Here is a 13,827-nt window from a genome sequence, read left to right as displayed (position 1 = left end):
TCCGATGGAAGGAGCCGCGAGCATCACTGGCAACGACATCCTCGACGTGACCCAGGAGGATTTCCAGCAGGCCGTGCTGGACGAATCCCACAAGCGCCCGGTCGTGGTGGATTTCTGGGCCGCCTGGTGCGGGCCCTGCCAGCAGCTGATGCCGCTGCTGCAGCAACTGGCCGCGCAGTACGCCGGCAAGTTCCGCCTGGCCAAGGTCAACAGCGACGAGCAGCAGGCCCTGGCGCAGCAGTACGGTGTGCGCAGCCTGCCCACGGTGATGATCTTCCGTCACGGCAAGCCGGTGGACCAGTTCATGGGCGTGCAGCCGGAGCCGAACATCCGCGCGATGATCGACCAGTACCTGGAGAAGCCCTCCGACAAGCTGATCGAGAAGGCCCGCGAACAGGCCCAGGCCGGAGACACGGACGCGGCCCTCGCCACGCTGCGCGCGGCGCTGGAAGAGGACCCGGACAACGGCGACCTGCGCATCGAGCTGGCCCGCGCGCTCGCCCAGGCCGGCGACCCGGAGGCCGCCGAGGCCGAGCTCGGCAAGCTCCCGCTGGACCAGAGCGAAAAGGAAGAGGCGAAGGCCCTGCGTGCCCGCCTGGTATTCGCCAAGACGGCCGCCGGCATCGACCCGCAGGCGCTGGCACAGGAGCTGCAGGAAGGCGATCCGCGCCCCGAGGCACTGGAGCAGATGGCCGCCTACGCGATGCTGTCCGGCCGCGCCGAGGAGGCGCTGGGGCTGTACCTGCAACTGATGAAACAGCACCGCTCCTACAACGAAGGTGCCGGCCAGAAGGGCCTGCTGGCCGCGTTCGAGGTCCTCGGCAACGATCACCCGCTGGTCGGTCAGTTCCGCCGGCAGATGGCCTCGCTGCTGTACTGACCGGGCTCCGGTTGCCGTCACAGCATCCTTGCAGACGGCTACGGCTTCGAAGTCGCCCCGTCGGCCAGAGGGCTGGCCTCCTGCAGCACGCGGCAAGCCCCCCGTAGGAGCCGAGCCCCCTCGGCGATTGGCGCGGGGATTCGCGAGCAGGCTCGCTCCCACAAAGGGGCCCTTCCCGGGTGGGTCGAGCCGGGCCGCTGGCTGCGGCCCGGTCGACGTCCGGATCAGTTGCTGCCGAGGATGCGCTCGATCACGGCCTGCGGTTCCTGGTAACCGGAGAGCTGCTGGCCACCCTCGGTGATCAGCGCCGGGGTGCCGCGCAGGCCGAGCTGCTGCCCCATGGCCATGTGCTGATCCTGCGGCGTGGCGCAGCTGCCGTCGATATCGTTCAGCTTGTCGCCTTCCTTGGCCCGGTCCATCGCCTCTTCGCGATCCTCCGCGCACCAGATACGGTCCATGATCTCCGGGGAATCACGTCCCAGCACCGGGAACATCAGGTAACGCACCTTGATCCCGGCCGACAGATACTCCGGCAGGTCCTGATGGATCTCGCGGCAGTAGGGGCAGTTCGGATCGGTGAAGATGTTCAGCACGCCCCGGGTCTCTCCGTTCGGCGAGTAGGTCACCAACTCGCTGTCGTCGATGGCGGCGAACATGTCCGCGCGCACGCCGCTGAGCGCGGACTGGGTCAGGTTTTCGCGGGTCTCCAGGTCGACCATGTTGCCCTGGATCAGATAGCGCCCGTCCTCGGAGACATAGAGGATATCGGTGCCGTAACGGACCTCAAAGACACCTTCCATCGGCGTCTCGCGGATGCTGTCGATCTCGGTATCCGGGATGACCCGGGCCATGTATTCCTCGATGGCCTCGGTGGCCATGAGCGGGGTACTGATGACGGCCAGGGCCGCGGCAAGGGGAAGAGCGCGTTTCAGGGACATGGATTCTCTCGTATCGATACAAAAAAGCGGCGCCAGTTTACCAGCCTCGCGGGGGTATCCCCGGGCCATCTGGCGGAGTCCGGTAATAGACGTCAGCCGCGGGGATGATGTTCCGCATGCAGGCTCTGCAAGCGGGCGCGCGCGACGTGGGTATAGATTTGTGTGGTCGACAGGCTGCTGTGGCCCAGCAGCATCTGCACCACGCGCAGGTCCGCCCCGTGGTCCAGCAGATGCGTGGCAAATGCATGGCGCAGGGTGTGCGGCGACAGCGGCGACTCGATGCCGGCACGGCGCGCGTGAGCCTTGATGCGGTACCAGAAGGCCTGACGCGTGAGCCCGCCGCCACGCCGGGTGACGAACACCGCCTCGCAGGGCGGGTGACCGTCCATCAGGTCCGGCCGTGCCTCGCGCTGATAGCGAGCCAGCCAGTGGGCCGCCTCCTCGCCCAGTGGGATCAGGCGTTCCTTGTCGCCCTTGCCGGTAATGCGCACCACGCCCTGCCGACTATTCACCTCCGACTGCTCCAGCCCCACCAGTTCGGAGACCCGCAGTCCGGTGGCATACATCAGTTCCAGCATCGCGCGATCCCGCAACCCGACCGCATCGTCGATATCGGGGGCCCGCAGCAGGGCCTCCACCTGGGCCTCGGACAGGCTGTCCGGCAACGGGCGCCCGGCCCGGGGGGACTCGATCCCGGCGCTCGGATCATCCTCGCGCTCGCCCTGGTGGACCAGATAGCGATAAAAACGCCGGATGCTGGACAGTGCCCGGGTGATGGACTTCGGCCGTGCCCCGGCCTGCATGCGGGCGCTGACATAGCCCAGGAGATCGGCCGCACGGGCGGATTCCAGGCTTGCCCCCCTGGGTTCCAGCCAGTGCGCCAGACCCTCCAGATCGCGCCGGTAGGCCGACAGGGTGTGGTCGGACAGACCCTCGACCGCCCAGAGCTCGTCCAGGAAACGGTCGAGGGCCGGAGATGCCGCCGTGGCGACGCTCACGCGTTACTGGCCACCAGGTTTCCCGGCATTGCCCGGGGCGTCCGGGTTCTCCGCGCGGAACTTGCCGGCCAGGTTCTCGAAGACCTTGGTCAGTTCCAGCGGCAGCGGGAAGAAGATGGTGTTGGCGTTGCCGTTGGTCGACATGTCGGACATCGTCTGCATGTAGCGCAGTTGCAGCGAAGAGGGGCTGGCCTCCATCTGCTGCGCCGCCTGCACCAGCTTTTCGGCCGCCTGCAGTTCGCCCTCGGCGTGGATGACCTTGGCGCGGCGTTCGCGCTCGGCCTCGGCCTGGCGCGCGATCGCGCGGATCATGGAGTCGTCCAGGTCGACATGCTTGATCTCGACATTGGTGACCTTGATGCCCCAGGCGTCGGTCTGGGCATCGAGGATCTCCTGGATGTCGTTGTTCAGCTTGTCGCGCTCGGAGAGCATCTCGTCCAGATCATGCTTGCCGAGCACCGAGCGCAGCGTGGTCTGCGCGAGCTGGCTGGTGGCGGCGTAGTAGTCCTCCACCTGGATCACCGACTTGGCGGAATCCACCACGCGGAAGTACAGCACCGCGTTCACGCGTACCGTCACGTTGTCCTGCGAGATCACGTCCTGGCTGGGCACGTCGAGCGTGATGATGCGCAGGTCGATCCGCACCATCTGCTGGATGCCCGGGATCACGATGATCAGACCCGGACCCTTCACCGACTGAAAACGGCCGAGGAAGAAGATGACGCCGCGCTCGTACTCGCGCAGCACCTTGATCGACATCACGATGATGGCGACCAGGATGACTAGCGGGACGACAAAGAAACCGAGATCGTTCATGTCCTGCTCCTTCTGCGTTATGGGCTCGGCGGCGACCGGTCAGCCGGTCGTGGCAGTGCCCGGGGTGTCTTCTTCAGTCACGGGTTCGACCCGCAGCCTGAGTCCTTCGATCGCGGTCACGCGCACCTTCTGTCCCTCGCGGACCGGTGCCGAGGTCTCCGCGTTCCACTGTTCGCTGTGGACCCAGACCCGACCGCTGCGATCGAAGTCCTCGCGCGCCTCGCCGATCATGCCGATCATCTCTTCATAGCCGGTGGCGGGCTTCTTGCCGCGCAGGCTGAACAGCCGTCCCAGCACCCAGACGGACAGGATGCCGATGGCGATGGCCGTGCCGATCACCAGTGGCAGGGCCACGTTCAGGTTGGGGTCGTCCCACAGAATGATGGAACCGGTTGTGAATGCCACGATGCCTCCTATGCCCAGCGCCCCGAAACTGGGCACGAAGGCCTCCGCAATCATGAAGATCATGCCCAGCAGCATCAGCGCCAGGCCCGCATAGTTCACCGGCATCACCTGCAGCGCAAAGAACGCCAGGATCAGCGCGATCGAACCGATCACGCCGGGGTAGATCGCGCCCGGGTTGGCCAGTTCGAAGATGATGCCGTAGATCCCCAGCAGCATCAGGATATAGGCGATGTTCGGGTTGGTGATCACGGACAGCAACTGGGTACGCCAGTCCGGATCCATGCGCACGATCTCCAGCCCTTCGGTCGCCAGCGTGCGCTCGCCGTCGTGCATGCGCACGGTATGCCCGTCGATCTGGGCGAGCAGGTCGCTCAGGTTGTCCGCCACGAAGTCGATGACGTTCTGCTCCAGCGCGGCGGTCGCGGTCAGGTTGGAGCCCTCGCGTACGGTCTCTTCCGCCCAGTCGGCATTGCGTCCGTAGCGTTCCGCCAGGCCGCGGATATAGGACACCGCGTCCTCCAGGACCTTGCGCTCCATCGCGTCGCCGCCGCGGCGCGGGGCCGGGTCGTCCTCCAGCAGTTCCTCCTCGCTGGCGGGTTCGACCTCGCCGTTGTCGGCTCCATTCTCATCCGCAGGCTCATCCGCCGCGTCCGTTTCGTCGTCGCGCGCCTCGCCATTGGCCTCGTCGGTTTCCGTATCGTCGCGCGCGTCCTCGTCCGGCTCCGGCGGGTCCATGCCCGGGAGCCCGCCGCCGCCCATCTGCACCGGGGTGGCCGAGCCCAGATTGGTGGCCGGGGTCATGGCCGCGACATGCGACCCGTAAAGCATGTAGGTGCCGGCGCTGGCCGCGCGGGAACCCGCCGGGTGGACATACGTGACCACCGGCACATCCGATTGCAGGATGTTCTTGATGATGCTGCGCATGCTGGAATCCAGACCGCCCGGGGTATCCAGCATCAGGACCAGGATCTCGGCGTCCTCGGCCTCGGCCCGCTCGATCCCCCGGCGGATGTAGTCGCCGGTGGCCGGGCCGATCGCGTCATTCACCGTCAGCAACAGGCCGTGGCGATCCGCGGTCTGGGCCAGGCTCGAAGCGGCCAGCCAGCCGGCCCCGAGCACCAGGAGGGTCAACCACAGCAGGTGGCGCCAGCGGCGCCCTCCGCCCGCTCCTGCCTTGCGTCCAAATGAAACCCGCATGGGCTTCCTCTCCCGTCAGGGTGGATTCGTCGTACACTGCGTGCGCACACGCGACAGCCGACTCATCCACCACGATAAACCAAAGGCCGGACCCGCGCCGAACCCGCAGACCCGCATGGACCCGCAGGCAAAGCAGACCCCGCCCGAGAATCTCGCCGCCGTGATACTGGCCGGCGGTCAGGGCCTGCGCATGGGCGGGCGCAACAAGGGCTGGGTCGAGTATCGGGGCCGCCCCCTGGTCGAACACGCCATCGCGCGCCTGCGCCCCCAGGCGCCGCGCCTGGCCATCAGCAGCAATACCGATATCGACCGTTATCAAGCGCTGGGGTTTCCCGTCCTGACCGATTCCCACGCCGATTATCGCGGCCCGCTGGCCGGGATCGCCGCCGCCTTCGCGGCCTTCCCCGGCCACGCGATCCTGTGCGCGCCGGTGGACGCACCCGCGCTGCCCCTGGACCTGGAATGCCGCCTGCGCCAGGCCCTGGAGACCCACCCGGCGCCCGCCGCCATTGCCCACGACGGCCACCGCCTGCAGCCCCTGTTCGGCCTGCTCGAGCCCGCGGTGGCGACGCGCCTGCAGAGCGATCTCGCGCATGGTTCGCTGGCGGTGGGACGCTGGTTTCACGAGATCGGCGCGATCACGGTGGACTTCTCCGATCAGCCGGAGGCATTCGCCAACATCAACACCCCCGGGGACCTGATGGGCTGAACGCCCCTCGCGCCCCGGCCGGATCTCGCTATACTCGGACGCGCTTAACGCAGGCAGGCCACCATGATCCAGTCCACCTCCAAGCTCCCGCGCATCGGCTTCGCCGCCTGGAGCGGCAGCGGCAAGACCACCCTGCTGAAGGGCGTGATCCCGGCCCTGCGAGCCCGCGGCCTGCGTCCGGCGATGATCAAGCATGCCCACCACGAGTTCGACGTGGACAAGCCGGGCAAGGACAGTCATGAGCTGCGCCATGCCGGCGCCGACCAGATGCTGGTGGCCTCCGGTCGGCGCTACGCCCTGATGGTGGAGACCCCGGAGACCGACGATGGCCGCGTGCCGGACCTGGACATGCTCTGCGGGCGCCTGGACCCGCGTCGCTCCGACCTGATCCTGGTCGAGGGTTTCAAGCAATGGGACCTGCCCAAGATCGAGGTGCATCGGCCGTCGGTGGGCAAGGCCCCGCTGTACCGCGAGATCCCCGGCGTGGTCGCGGTCGCCACCGATGCCGCCACACTGGACTTCGACGGCCCGCTGCTGCCGGTGAATGACCCCGACGCAGTGGCGGCCTTCGTCATCGACTACCTGGACATCCACCCCTGACCCGGAGACCCCCATGCCCGAGGCTGCCCCCGGCTGCGACGAGTTCGATCCCAACGCCAAGACCCTGGAACAGGCCCGTACCGCGATCCTGGAAGCCTGCCAGAGCCTCGAGGAACAGGAGACAGTGGCGCTGGAGCAGGCCCTCGGGCGGACCCTGGCGGAACCCCTGGCCGCGCGCATCGACGTGCCGCCGGCCGCGGTCTCCGCGATGGATGGCTACGCCCTGCGCGCGACGGACGCCGCCAAGGGTGCGCGCCTGGCACTGGTGGGCACCTCGGCGGCCGGGCACCCCTGGGATGGCGAACTGCAACCAGGCCAGTGCGTGCGCATCCTGACCGGCGCGGTGATCCCGGACGGGGCCGAACTGGTCGTGATGCAGGAGCAGGTGGAACGGGACGACGCCACCATCCTACTGCAAAACGGTGACCTCGCCACGGGCCACAACATCCGCGGCCCGGGTGGCGACACCGCCGCCGGGACCCCGCTGTATGCCGCCGGGACAACCCTGGGCGCCGCCGAGATCGGGGTGCTGGCGAGCCAGGGCATTGCCCGGGTGAAGGTACTGCGCCGGCCGCGCGTGGCCTTCTTCTCGACCGGGGACGAACTGGTGCCCGTGGATCAGCCACTGGGCCCGGGGCAGATCCATGACAGCAACCGCCACACCCTGTGGGCGCTGCTCGCGGCCTACCCGGTCGAGGTGCAGGACTACGGCGTGATCCGCGACACCGAGGATGCGGTGCGCGAGGCCCTGACGCGTGCCGGGGCAACGGCCGACGTGATCATCACCACCGGAGGGGTCTCGGTCGGCGATGCCGACCATGTGACCCGCGTGCTGCAGGCCTCCGGCCAGGTCGGCTTCTGGAAGCTGGCCATCAAGCCCGGGCGCCCCCTGGCCTTCGGGCATTTCGGCCAGGCCCACTTCTTCGGTCTGCCGGGCAACCCGGTGGCCGTAATGACCACCTTCGCCCTGCTGGTGCGCCCGGCCCTGCAGCAGCTGGCCGGGCGCGCAGCGACCGCTCCGCAGACCCTGAACGCGCGCCTGCTGGAAGACCTCCGCAAAACCCCGGGACGCAAGGATTTCCAGCGCGCAGTGCTGGAGACCGACGAACGCGGCTGGGTGGTGCGCGCCGCCGGCGGCCAGGGTTCACATCAGTTGCGCGCGATGAGCGAGGCCAACGCCTACGTCGTCCTGCCACGCGAATCCGCCGGGGCCCGTGCGGGTGACTGGGTGGAGGTCCTGCCGTTCCGGGAGATCTTTCCGACCCCCTGAGGCCGAGTCAGTCGGCCTGGATCAGCGCGGCGAATTCGCGCTCCAGCAGGGCCTCGTCACCGAGGTTGAGCTCGACCAGACGGCGCAGGTGGGAGGCGGATTCCAGCGGCATGGCCTCGATCTCCACGCCCAGCCACAGGCCCTCGCGCCAGCGCACCCGGCCCTCGAAGGTGATCCGCGCCTCCTCGCTGAGCGGGATGTCGACACTGACCTCGTCGCCATCGGCCATCCCGGGAAGATCCGCGCCCTCCAGCAGCACACCCTTCAGGGAGATATCCTCCACCCGAACCGGACCGCCCCCGCCATCGGTGAGCAGGGTAGCCGGAAATTCCAGGGGGATACGTTGAAAGCGTCGCTCCATGCGGCAAGACTACGCCCACTCCGCACCCGCGGCCAAATCCAGAACCACCCGGAACGCCCATGACCGAAACCGCCGCCTCGTCCATCGACGGCCAGCCCTCCAGCCTGCTGCGCCGCCTGGCCGCCATCGTCTACGACGCCCTGCTGCTGGTGGCGATCTGGATGGTCCTCGGCCTGCTGGTGGTCATCCTCGGCAACACGACCGGGCTGTACTCGCCCCGCGCCCATTTCGTGCTCAACCTGATCGTGGCCTGGGGGTTCTTCTACTGGTTCTGGACGCGCACCGGGCAGACGCTCGGCATGCAGGCCTGGAACATACAGCTGCGCACCGAGGGCGGACACGCCGTCAATGCCTGGCAGGCGACGCTGCGCTATCTGGTTGCGGTCGCCCAGTGGCTGGTGATCCTGATGGCCATCTGGGCGGTGCGCGAATACGGCGCGGTCGCCATTACGGTGGTCACCGCGGCGGCGCTGTTCGCGATCGGCCTGTCGCAGTTCCACCCGCGGCGCTGGATGCTGCACGACTGGCTCACCGGCACCGAACTGGTGCGCATCCCCGGCCTCGCCAAACCCCGCTGGAAACAGAACCGCAAGACCTGAAGCCCCCTCACCACTTGCTCTCACCGTAAAGAAGGACAAGGGCGGTTTACAGGAAGTCTGGAAGACAGGAAGGATTTTTGGGTTTGGCGCTCGGGTTGCCCGAGCGGGGGCCCTGCCATCGTCGTTCGGTTTCATCCTGACGCCCGAACACAATCCCCTTCCCATCTTCCAAGCTTCCTGTAAACCGCATTTGACCTTTCGTGAAGTCAAACGTCAGGGGGCGAGCCAGAGGCCGAGGTCGTCCAGGGCCTCGGCGATCTCGGTGGCGATGCGGCGGTAGCCGCGGGCGTTGGGGTGGACCGGGTCCGCGCGCAGATCGCTCTCGGACAGCACCCCCGAGAGCACGCCCTCGATCAGGGGCACCTGTTCCTCGTGCGCCAGCTCGCGGTAGATCGGGTCGTCCCGCAGGCGGCCGGTGGCCGCGCCCAGGGCGGAGGCCCGCGGCACCCCCAGCAGCAGGGGCTGGGCTCCATGGTCGCGAACGGTCTCCACCAGTAGACGCAGATCCTCGCGCACCGCGGCCGGGTCGCGCTGGCGCAGGAAATCGTTGCCACCCAGCCAGATCAGCACCAGATCGGGCTCGTGCGCGCGCAGGCTCGGGGCGAGACGCTCGCGGGCGCTGCTGGCGCGATCCCCGGGCACCCCGTCGTTGACGATCGTCCAGCCGGTGATCGCCGCCAGGCGCGCCGGGTAGTCCTCGCCCGCTCCGGCCCCGGTCCCGTGGGTCACACTGTCGCCGAAGGCCAGTACTGTCGCCTGGCGCGGGAGCGGATCGAAGTCGCCCGGGACGCCGCTCCCGCAGGCCACCAGCATGGCGACCAGCCCCAGCAGGAAGCCCGCGCGCAGCCAGGCCATCATGTCTGGCGCCCCATGCGATACAGCGCCACCAGTGCCAGGATCAGGAACAGCAAGACCGGCAGGCTGGCGGCGACGAAGGGCGGCAGGTTGTAGACCAGCCCCAGGTGGGTCATCGCGCGCATCACGATGGCGAAGGACACGCCGATCGCGATGCCGATGAACAACCGCCGGCCGGCCCCGCCCTCGCGCTGGGAACCGAACAGGAACGGGATGGCCAGCAGCAGCATCACGAAGGTGCTGGCCGGCAGGGTCAGGCGTTGCCAGAACGCGACCTCATAGGGGGCCGAGTCCAGGCGATTCTCCTGCAGGTAGCCGATATAGCGCGCCAGGTTCTGCGCCGCCATCTGGCCCGGCTCGACCACCAGCACGTCGAAGTATTCCGGCGCGATCAGCCGCTCGATGGTTTCGGTCTCCAGACGCTCCGACTCGACACGTTCCAGCGACAGCCTTGAGCGTTTTACGTCCTGCAGCCGCCAGGCCCCGCCCTCGTACTGTGCGCTCTGGGCGCGGGTAATCTCGCGCGGCTCGCGATTCGCGTCCACCTCGATGATGCGCACCCCGATCAGCCGATTGCCCGGCAACACGGTATCCGCCTGCACCATGCGCCGGCCATCGCGTGCCCACAGCCCGATCGGGCTCACGCTCAGCTGTTCGTCGAAGGCCGTCGCCTTCAGGTTCTGCGCCCGGCTCTCGGCGGCCGGGGCGAAGAACTCGCCCACCACCACCATCGCCACCACGACGACCAGGCCGGCCTGCATCACCCAGCCGATAAAGCGGCCCAGTGTCATCCCGGCCGCGCGCATCGCGGTCAGCTCGCTGTTCGCGGCCAGATTGCCCAGCCACAACAGACCACCCAGCAACGCCGCCGACGGCAGCATGTCGTACATCCGCCGCGGCAGGGTCAGCGCCACGTACAGAAGCGCCTCGGTGAGCCCGTAGTTGCCTCGCCCGGTGTCGCGCAGCTCGTCGATCAGCGCGAACACCGCATCCAGCGCCACCAGCAGGACCACGGCCAGCGCGGTCCCGATCAGGACCTGGCGCATGATGTAGCGCCCCAGCACCGTCGTCATGGCGTCACCTCGTCACGCTCCATGGCCCGGCCGAGGCCCAGCATGCCCTTGCGCCAGGCGAGCACCAGCCAAAGCACCAGCATCGAACCGTGCGTCCACCACAGGCCCAGGGCCAGCGGCGTGCGCCCGTCCGCCAGCTGGCCCTGCCCCAGGATCAACAGGTTGGCATACAGCACGTAGACGCCGATCGCCGCCGGGATACGCGCATAACGGCCGGTGCGCGGCGGCACCTGCGCCAGCGGCAGCGCGATCAGGCTCAGCACCAGGATCGACAGCGGCATGGCGAGGCGCCATTCCAGCTCCGCGCGGTGGTCGGGGCGATGCCGCTCCTCCCAGAGATCCAGCGTCGACATCGCGTTCAGCGAGCGGCGCCCCGCCCCGGCGTCCGGTTCGGTGATCTGGGTCCGCAGGCGCTCGAACTCGAGCATGCGGAAGCTGCTTTCGCCCGGCACACCGACGTGGCGGTAGCCGTTCTCGAGGATCAGGAAGCCGCTGCCCTCCGCCCCGGGATCGGGGATCGCGCGCTCGGCCACGGTCACCTGCGCCTCGCCCTCCACCTCCCGGTAGATGAACACCTCCAGCAGCGCCTCGCGGTCTTCGCTCAGGCGCTCGGCGAAGAAGACCTGCTCGCCCACCCGCGAGCGCAGGAAACGCCCGGGGGTAATCCCGACCAGGTCGGAGCGCTGCTCGGCCAGGTCGCGGAACTGATCGATCTGGGCCTCGGTACGCGGCACCACCAGCATCATCAGCACCAGCAGCAGCAGCGTCGCGGGCACGGCCACCCACAAAAGCGCGCGATAAAGCGCGGCGAAGGACATGCCACTGGCCTGCAGCGCGACCAGTTCGCTGTCGCGCTGCAACCGGCCCAGCACCAGCATGAAGGCCAGAAACAGCGCCACCGGCCAGAGGAACACGATGCCCTTGAAGGCACCGAAGGCCACCAGCGGCGGCAGAAAATCGACCGGGATCGTGCCCTCGGCGACGTCCCGCAGCACCCGCGCCAGCACGCCGCCGATGATGACCAGCAGCAGGACGATGGTGACCGCGGTCTGGGTGACCAGCAGCTCGCGGGCGATGAAGCGTTCGGCACGGCGCAGGATCATGCGCGCATTACCCTGCGGCCCGCGCGGCGCGTGGTCGGTCGCCGCGTGGCGCTGGTACCATGATGGAACTCATTTTCGGGAGGCATTCATGCAATTCTCCGTCACCACCTCGACCCTCGACAAACCCCGCGCCGGCATCCGCGCCGCCGGGATCCATCACAAGCGCAAGCCGGCCGCGGGCGCCAGCGCCCTGGATGCCGCGCGCGACGGCGAGATCGCGGCCCTGCTGAAGGCCGGCGAGATGGATGGCGAGGCCGGCAGCCGGCTGTTGCTGCCCGGCGGTGGCAGCCCAGGCAATCAGGGGAAGGGTAGCGCACTCCTGATCGGCCTGGGGGCGAAGAAGGACTTCGACGCCCGCGCCGCGCGCAAGGCGGCGCAGGCCTTGGCCGCCGCACTGGTCGAGCGCCCGGCCACCAGCGCCGCGATCGCGGTCGCGGACTTCCAGCCGCGCGGCAAGGATATCGCCTGGGTGGTGCACACCCTGGTCGCGGCGATCTCGGATGCCGCCTACCGCTTCACCCCGTTCAAGGGCAAGGAGAAGACCACCCCGGTGAAGCTGGACAAGATCCAGCTGTGCGTGGAGCGCAAGGACGCCGAGGCCGCGAAGCAGGCCTGCACCGAGGCCGCGGCGATCGCCACCGGCGTGAACCGCGCGAAGGACCTGGGCAACACCCCGCCGAATGTCTGCTACCCGGAGAGCCTGGCCGACACCGCTCGCGAGATGGCGAAACAGTACAAGTCGCTGAAGGCCACCGTGCTGGACGAGAAGGACCTGGAGAAGCTCGGGGCTGGGGCCATCCTGGCGGTCGGCAAGGGTTCCGAGCGCCCGCCGCGCCTGATCGCGATGGAGTACTCCGGCGGCAAGAAGGGCGCCGCCCCGGTGGTGCTGGTCGGCAAGGGCATCACCTTCGACACCGGCGGCATCTCGCTGAAGCCCGGCGCCGAGATGGACGAGATGAAGTACGACATGTGCGGCGCGGCCAGCGTGTTCGGGGTGATCGAAGCCTGCTGCGAGCTGGGGCTGCCAGTCAATGTGGTCGGCGTGGTCACCAGTGCCGAGAACATGCCCGATGGCCGCGCGACGCGCCCGGGCGACATCGTCACCACCCTGTCCGGGCAGACCGTCGAGATCCTGAACACCGACGCCGAGGGCCGCCTGGTGCTGGCCGACGCCCTGACCTGGGTCGAGCGTTACGAGCCGAAGGTAGTCATCGACATCGCCACCCTGACCGGGGCCTGCATCATCGCGCTGGGCCATCAGGGCGCGGCGATCCTGGGCAACAACGAGCGCCTGGCGAAGGGCCTGCTGGCCGCCGGCGAGGAGACCGGCGATCGCGGCTGGCAGCTCCCGCTGTGGCCGGAGTACCAGGAACAGCTGAAGAGCAATTTCGCCGACATGGCCAATATCGGCGGGCGTCCGGCCGGCACCATCACCGCCGCCTGCTTCCTGTCGCGCTATACCGAGGACTACACCTGGGCGCATGTCGATATCGCCGGCGTGGCCTGGAAGAGCGGCAAGGAGAAGGGCGCGACCGGCCGCCCAGTGCCGATGCTGATGCGCTACCTGCTCGACCAGGCCTGATCCGGGTCGGGCGCGGATGACCCACGTCAGCTTCTACCTGCTGCAGGACCCGGCCCCGGAGGCGCGCCTGCGCTTCACCTGCCGCCTGGCGAAAAAGGCCAGCGGCCAGGGCCATCGCGTGCACATCCACACCGGCTCGCCGGAGCTGACGCGCACGCTGGACGAGTGGCTGTGGACCTTCGAGGACACCGCGTTCCTGCCGCACAGCACCGACGTGCGCGATGCGGACGTCCCGGTCTCCCTGCACGAAGCCCATGCCCCGTCGGATCGCTGCGACGTGCTGATCAACCTGGCGGCGGAGGTGCCAGAGTACTGCGGGCGCTTCGAGCGGGTCGCGGATATCGTCGGCGGCGAGGAATCGGAACGCGAGGCGGGCCGCGCCCGCTACCGCTACTTCAAGGAACGCGGCTACCCGCTGGAGCACCACAACATCCAGTAAAG

The 13,827-nt window shown here is 68.5% G+C and carries 15 protein-coding genes; 7 read left to right on the top strand and 8 right to left on the bottom strand.

Features of this window, described 5'->3' with window-relative positions:
* Positions 1-4: 4 nt before the first annotated feature.
* Positions 5-880: a thioredoxin gene (gene trxA / locus D106_RS0108275; RefSeq protein ID WP_018879768.1), complete on the top strand. Its 876-nt coding sequence runs from the start codon at positions 5-7 to the stop codon at positions 878-880.
* 224 nt (positions 881-1,104) lie between these two features.
* On the opposite strand, the gene D106_RS0108270 is transcribed toward trxA, so the two are convergent.
* From D106_RS0108270 to D106_RS0108255, 4 genes are all read right to left on the bottom strand, one after another.
* Positions 1,105-1,818 carry a DsbC family protein gene (locus D106_RS0108270; protein ID WP_018876447.1) on the bottom strand — a complete coding sequence of 238 codons (714 nt, stop codon included), beginning with the start codon at positions 1,816-1,818 and terminating at the stop codon, positions 1,105-1,107.
* Between the two features lie 92 nt (positions 1,819-1,910).
* On the bottom strand, positions 1,911-2,816 hold the full coding sequence (xerD, locus tag D106_RS0108265) for a site-specific tyrosine recombinase XerD (RefSeq protein ID WP_018876448.1): 906 nt from the start codon (positions 2,814-2,816) through the stop codon (positions 1,911-1,913).
* 3 nt (positions 2,817-2,819) lie between these two features.
* A complete protein-coding gene (locus tag D106_RS0108260) occupies positions 2,820-3,632 on the bottom strand; it encodes a slipin family protein (protein ID WP_018865717.1) in 813 nt (270 codons plus the stop codon).
* A 39-nt stretch (positions 3,633-3,671) separates the two neighbouring features.
* Entirely contained in the window at positions 3,672-5,234 is a 1,563-nt protein-coding gene (locus D106_RS0108255; protein ID WP_018879767.1) for a nodulation protein NfeD, read from the bottom strand.
* On the opposite strand from D106_RS0108255, the gene mobA reads away from it, so the two are divergent.
* From mobA to glp, 3 genes are all read left to right on the top strand, one after another.
* Positions 5,233-5,943, top strand: coding sequence for a molybdenum cofactor guanylyltransferase MobA (mobA, locus tag D106_RS0108250; RefSeq protein ID WP_018879766.1), 711 nt, complete (start codon positions 5,233-5,235; stop codon positions 5,941-5,943). The two genes, D106_RS0108255 and mobA, sit on opposite strands and share 2 nt — an antisense overlap.
* A gap of 63 nt (positions 5,944-6,006) precedes the next feature.
* Positions 6,007-6,543, top strand: coding sequence for a molybdopterin-guanine dinucleotide biosynthesis protein B (mobB, locus tag D106_RS0108245; protein WP_018879765.1), 537 nt, complete (start codon positions 6,007-6,009; stop codon positions 6,541-6,543).
* Between the two features lie 13 nt (positions 6,544-6,556).
* Positions 6,557-7,813 carry a gephyrin-like molybdotransferase Glp gene (gene glp / locus D106_RS0108240; protein WP_018879764.1) on the top strand — a complete coding sequence of 419 codons (1,257 nt, stop codon included), beginning with the start codon at positions 6,557-6,559 and terminating at the stop codon, positions 7,811-7,813.
* 7 nt (positions 7,814-7,820) lie between these two features.
* Here glp and D106_RS0108235 read toward each other — a convergent pair whose 3' ends face one another.
* Positions 7,821-8,174, bottom strand: coding sequence for a PilZ domain-containing protein (locus tag D106_RS0108235; protein WP_018879763.1), 354 nt, complete (start codon positions 8,172-8,174; stop codon positions 7,821-7,823).
* Positions 8,175-8,233: 59 nt separating this feature from the next.
* Here D106_RS0108235 and D106_RS0108230 point away from each other — a divergent pair, with 59 nt between their 5' ends.
* Positions 8,234-8,773 (top strand): RDD family protein, encoded by a 540-nt coding sequence (locus D106_RS0108230; protein ID WP_018878078.1) that lies wholly within the window; start codon positions 8,234-8,236, stop codon positions 8,771-8,773.
* A gap of 213 nt (positions 8,774-8,986) precedes the next feature.
* Here the strand turns inward: D106_RS0108230 and D106_RS0108225 are convergent, their stop codons facing one another.
* From D106_RS0108225 to lptF, 3 genes are read right to left on the bottom strand one after another with little or no spacing between them, the layout of a single operon-like run.
* Positions 8,987-9,631: a GDSL-type esterase/lipase family protein gene (locus D106_RS0108225; RefSeq protein WP_018876453.1), complete on the bottom strand. Its 645-nt coding sequence runs from the start codon at positions 9,629-9,631 to the stop codon at positions 8,987-8,989.
* Entirely contained in the window at positions 9,628-10,701 is a 1,074-nt protein-coding gene (gene lptG, locus D106_RS0108220) for an LPS export ABC transporter permease LptG (RefSeq protein ID WP_018879762.1), read from the bottom strand. Before lptG ends, D106_RS0108225 begins: the two co-directional genes overlap by 4 nt.
* Positions 10,698-11,804, bottom strand: a complete 1,107-nt coding sequence (lptF, locus tag D106_RS0108215; RefSeq protein WP_018865708.1) for an LPS export ABC transporter permease LptF — start codon at positions 11,802-11,804, stop codon at positions 10,698-10,700. The genes lptG and lptF overlap by 4 nt, the downstream gene beginning before the upstream one ends.
* Positions 11,805-11,892: 88 nt before the next feature.
* Here lptF and D106_RS0108210 point away from each other — a divergent pair, with 88 nt between their 5' ends.
* Together D106_RS0108210 and D106_RS0108205 are read left to right on the top strand one after the other, a co-directional pair.
* The gene (locus tag D106_RS0108210; RefSeq protein WP_018879761.1) at positions 11,893-13,386 is read left to right on the top strand and encodes a leucyl aminopeptidase; all 1,494 of its coding nucleotides are present in this window, start codon (positions 11,893-11,895) and stop codon (positions 13,384-13,386) included.
* Between the two features lie 16 nt (positions 13,387-13,402).
* Positions 13,403-13,825, top strand: a complete 423-nt coding sequence (locus D106_RS0108205) for a DNA polymerase III subunit chi (RefSeq protein ID WP_018879760.1) — start codon at positions 13,403-13,405, stop codon at positions 13,823-13,825.
* The last annotated feature ends 2 nt before the right edge of the window (positions 13,826-13,827 follow it).

It is taken from the genome of Thioalkalivibrio sp. ALE9, assembly GCF_000377445.1.
In the GTDB taxonomy this organism is placed as follows: Bacteria; Pseudomonadota; Gammaproteobacteria; order Ectothiorhodospirales; family Ectothiorhodospiraceae; genus Thioalkalivibrio.
Note: the sequence above shows the minus strand (reverse complement) of the source record. Positions and strands in the feature narration are given on the sequence as shown.

Excerpts from the sequence above, each read along its gene's own strand:
- D106_RS0108260 (WP_018865717.1), bottom strand. The coding sequence starts at position 3,632 with ATGAACGATCTCGGTTTCTTTGTCGTCCCGCTAGTCATCCTGGTCGCC.
- mobB (WP_018879765.1), top strand. The coding sequence starts at position 6,007 with ATGATCCAGTCCACCTCCAAGCTCCCGCGCATCGGCTTCGCCGCCTGG.
- D106_RS0108205 (WP_018879760.1), top strand. The coding sequence starts at position 13,403 with ATGACCCACGTCAGCTTCTACCTGCTGCAGGACCCGGCCCCGGAGGCG.
- D106_RS0108210 (WP_018879761.1), top strand. The coding sequence starts at position 11,893 with ATGCAATTCTCCGTCACCACCTCGACCCTCGACAAACCCCGCGCCGGC.
- D106_RS0108235 (WP_018879763.1), bottom strand. The coding sequence starts at position 8,174 with ATGGAGCGACGCTTTCAACGTATCCCCCTGGAATTTCCGGCTACCCTG.
- lptG (WP_018879762.1), bottom strand. The coding sequence starts at position 10,701 with ATGACGACGGTGCTGGGGCGCTACATCATGCGCCAGGTCCTGATCGGG.
- glp (WP_018879764.1), top strand. The coding sequence starts at position 6,557 with ATGCCCGAGGCTGCCCCCGGCTGCGACGAGTTCGATCCCAACGCCAAG.
- D106_RS0108225 (WP_018876453.1), bottom strand. The coding sequence starts at position 9,631 with ATGATGGCCTGGCTGCGCGCGGGCTTCCTGCTGGGGCTGGTCGCCATG.
- lptF (WP_018865708.1), bottom strand. The coding sequence starts at position 11,804 with ATGATCCTGCGCCGTGCCGAACGCTTCATCGCCCGCGAGCTGCTGGTC.
- D106_RS0108270 (WP_018876447.1), bottom strand. The coding sequence starts at position 1,818 with ATGTCCCTGAAACGCGCTCTTCCCCTTGCCGCGGCCCTGGCCGTCATC.
- trxA (WP_018879768.1), top strand. The coding sequence starts at position 5 with ATGGAAGGAGCCGCGAGCATCACTGGCAACGACATCCTCGACGTGACC.
- D106_RS0108230 (WP_018878078.1), top strand. The coding sequence starts at position 8,234 with ATGACCGAAACCGCCGCCTCGTCCATCGACGGCCAGCCCTCCAGCCTG.
- mobA (WP_018879766.1), top strand. The coding sequence starts at position 5,233 with ATGGGCTTCCTCTCCCGTCAGGGTGGATTCGTCGTACACTGCGTGCGC.
- D106_RS0108255 (WP_018879767.1), bottom strand. The coding sequence starts at position 5,234 with ATGCGGGTTTCATTTGGACGCAAGGCAGGAGCGGGCGGAGGGCGCCGC.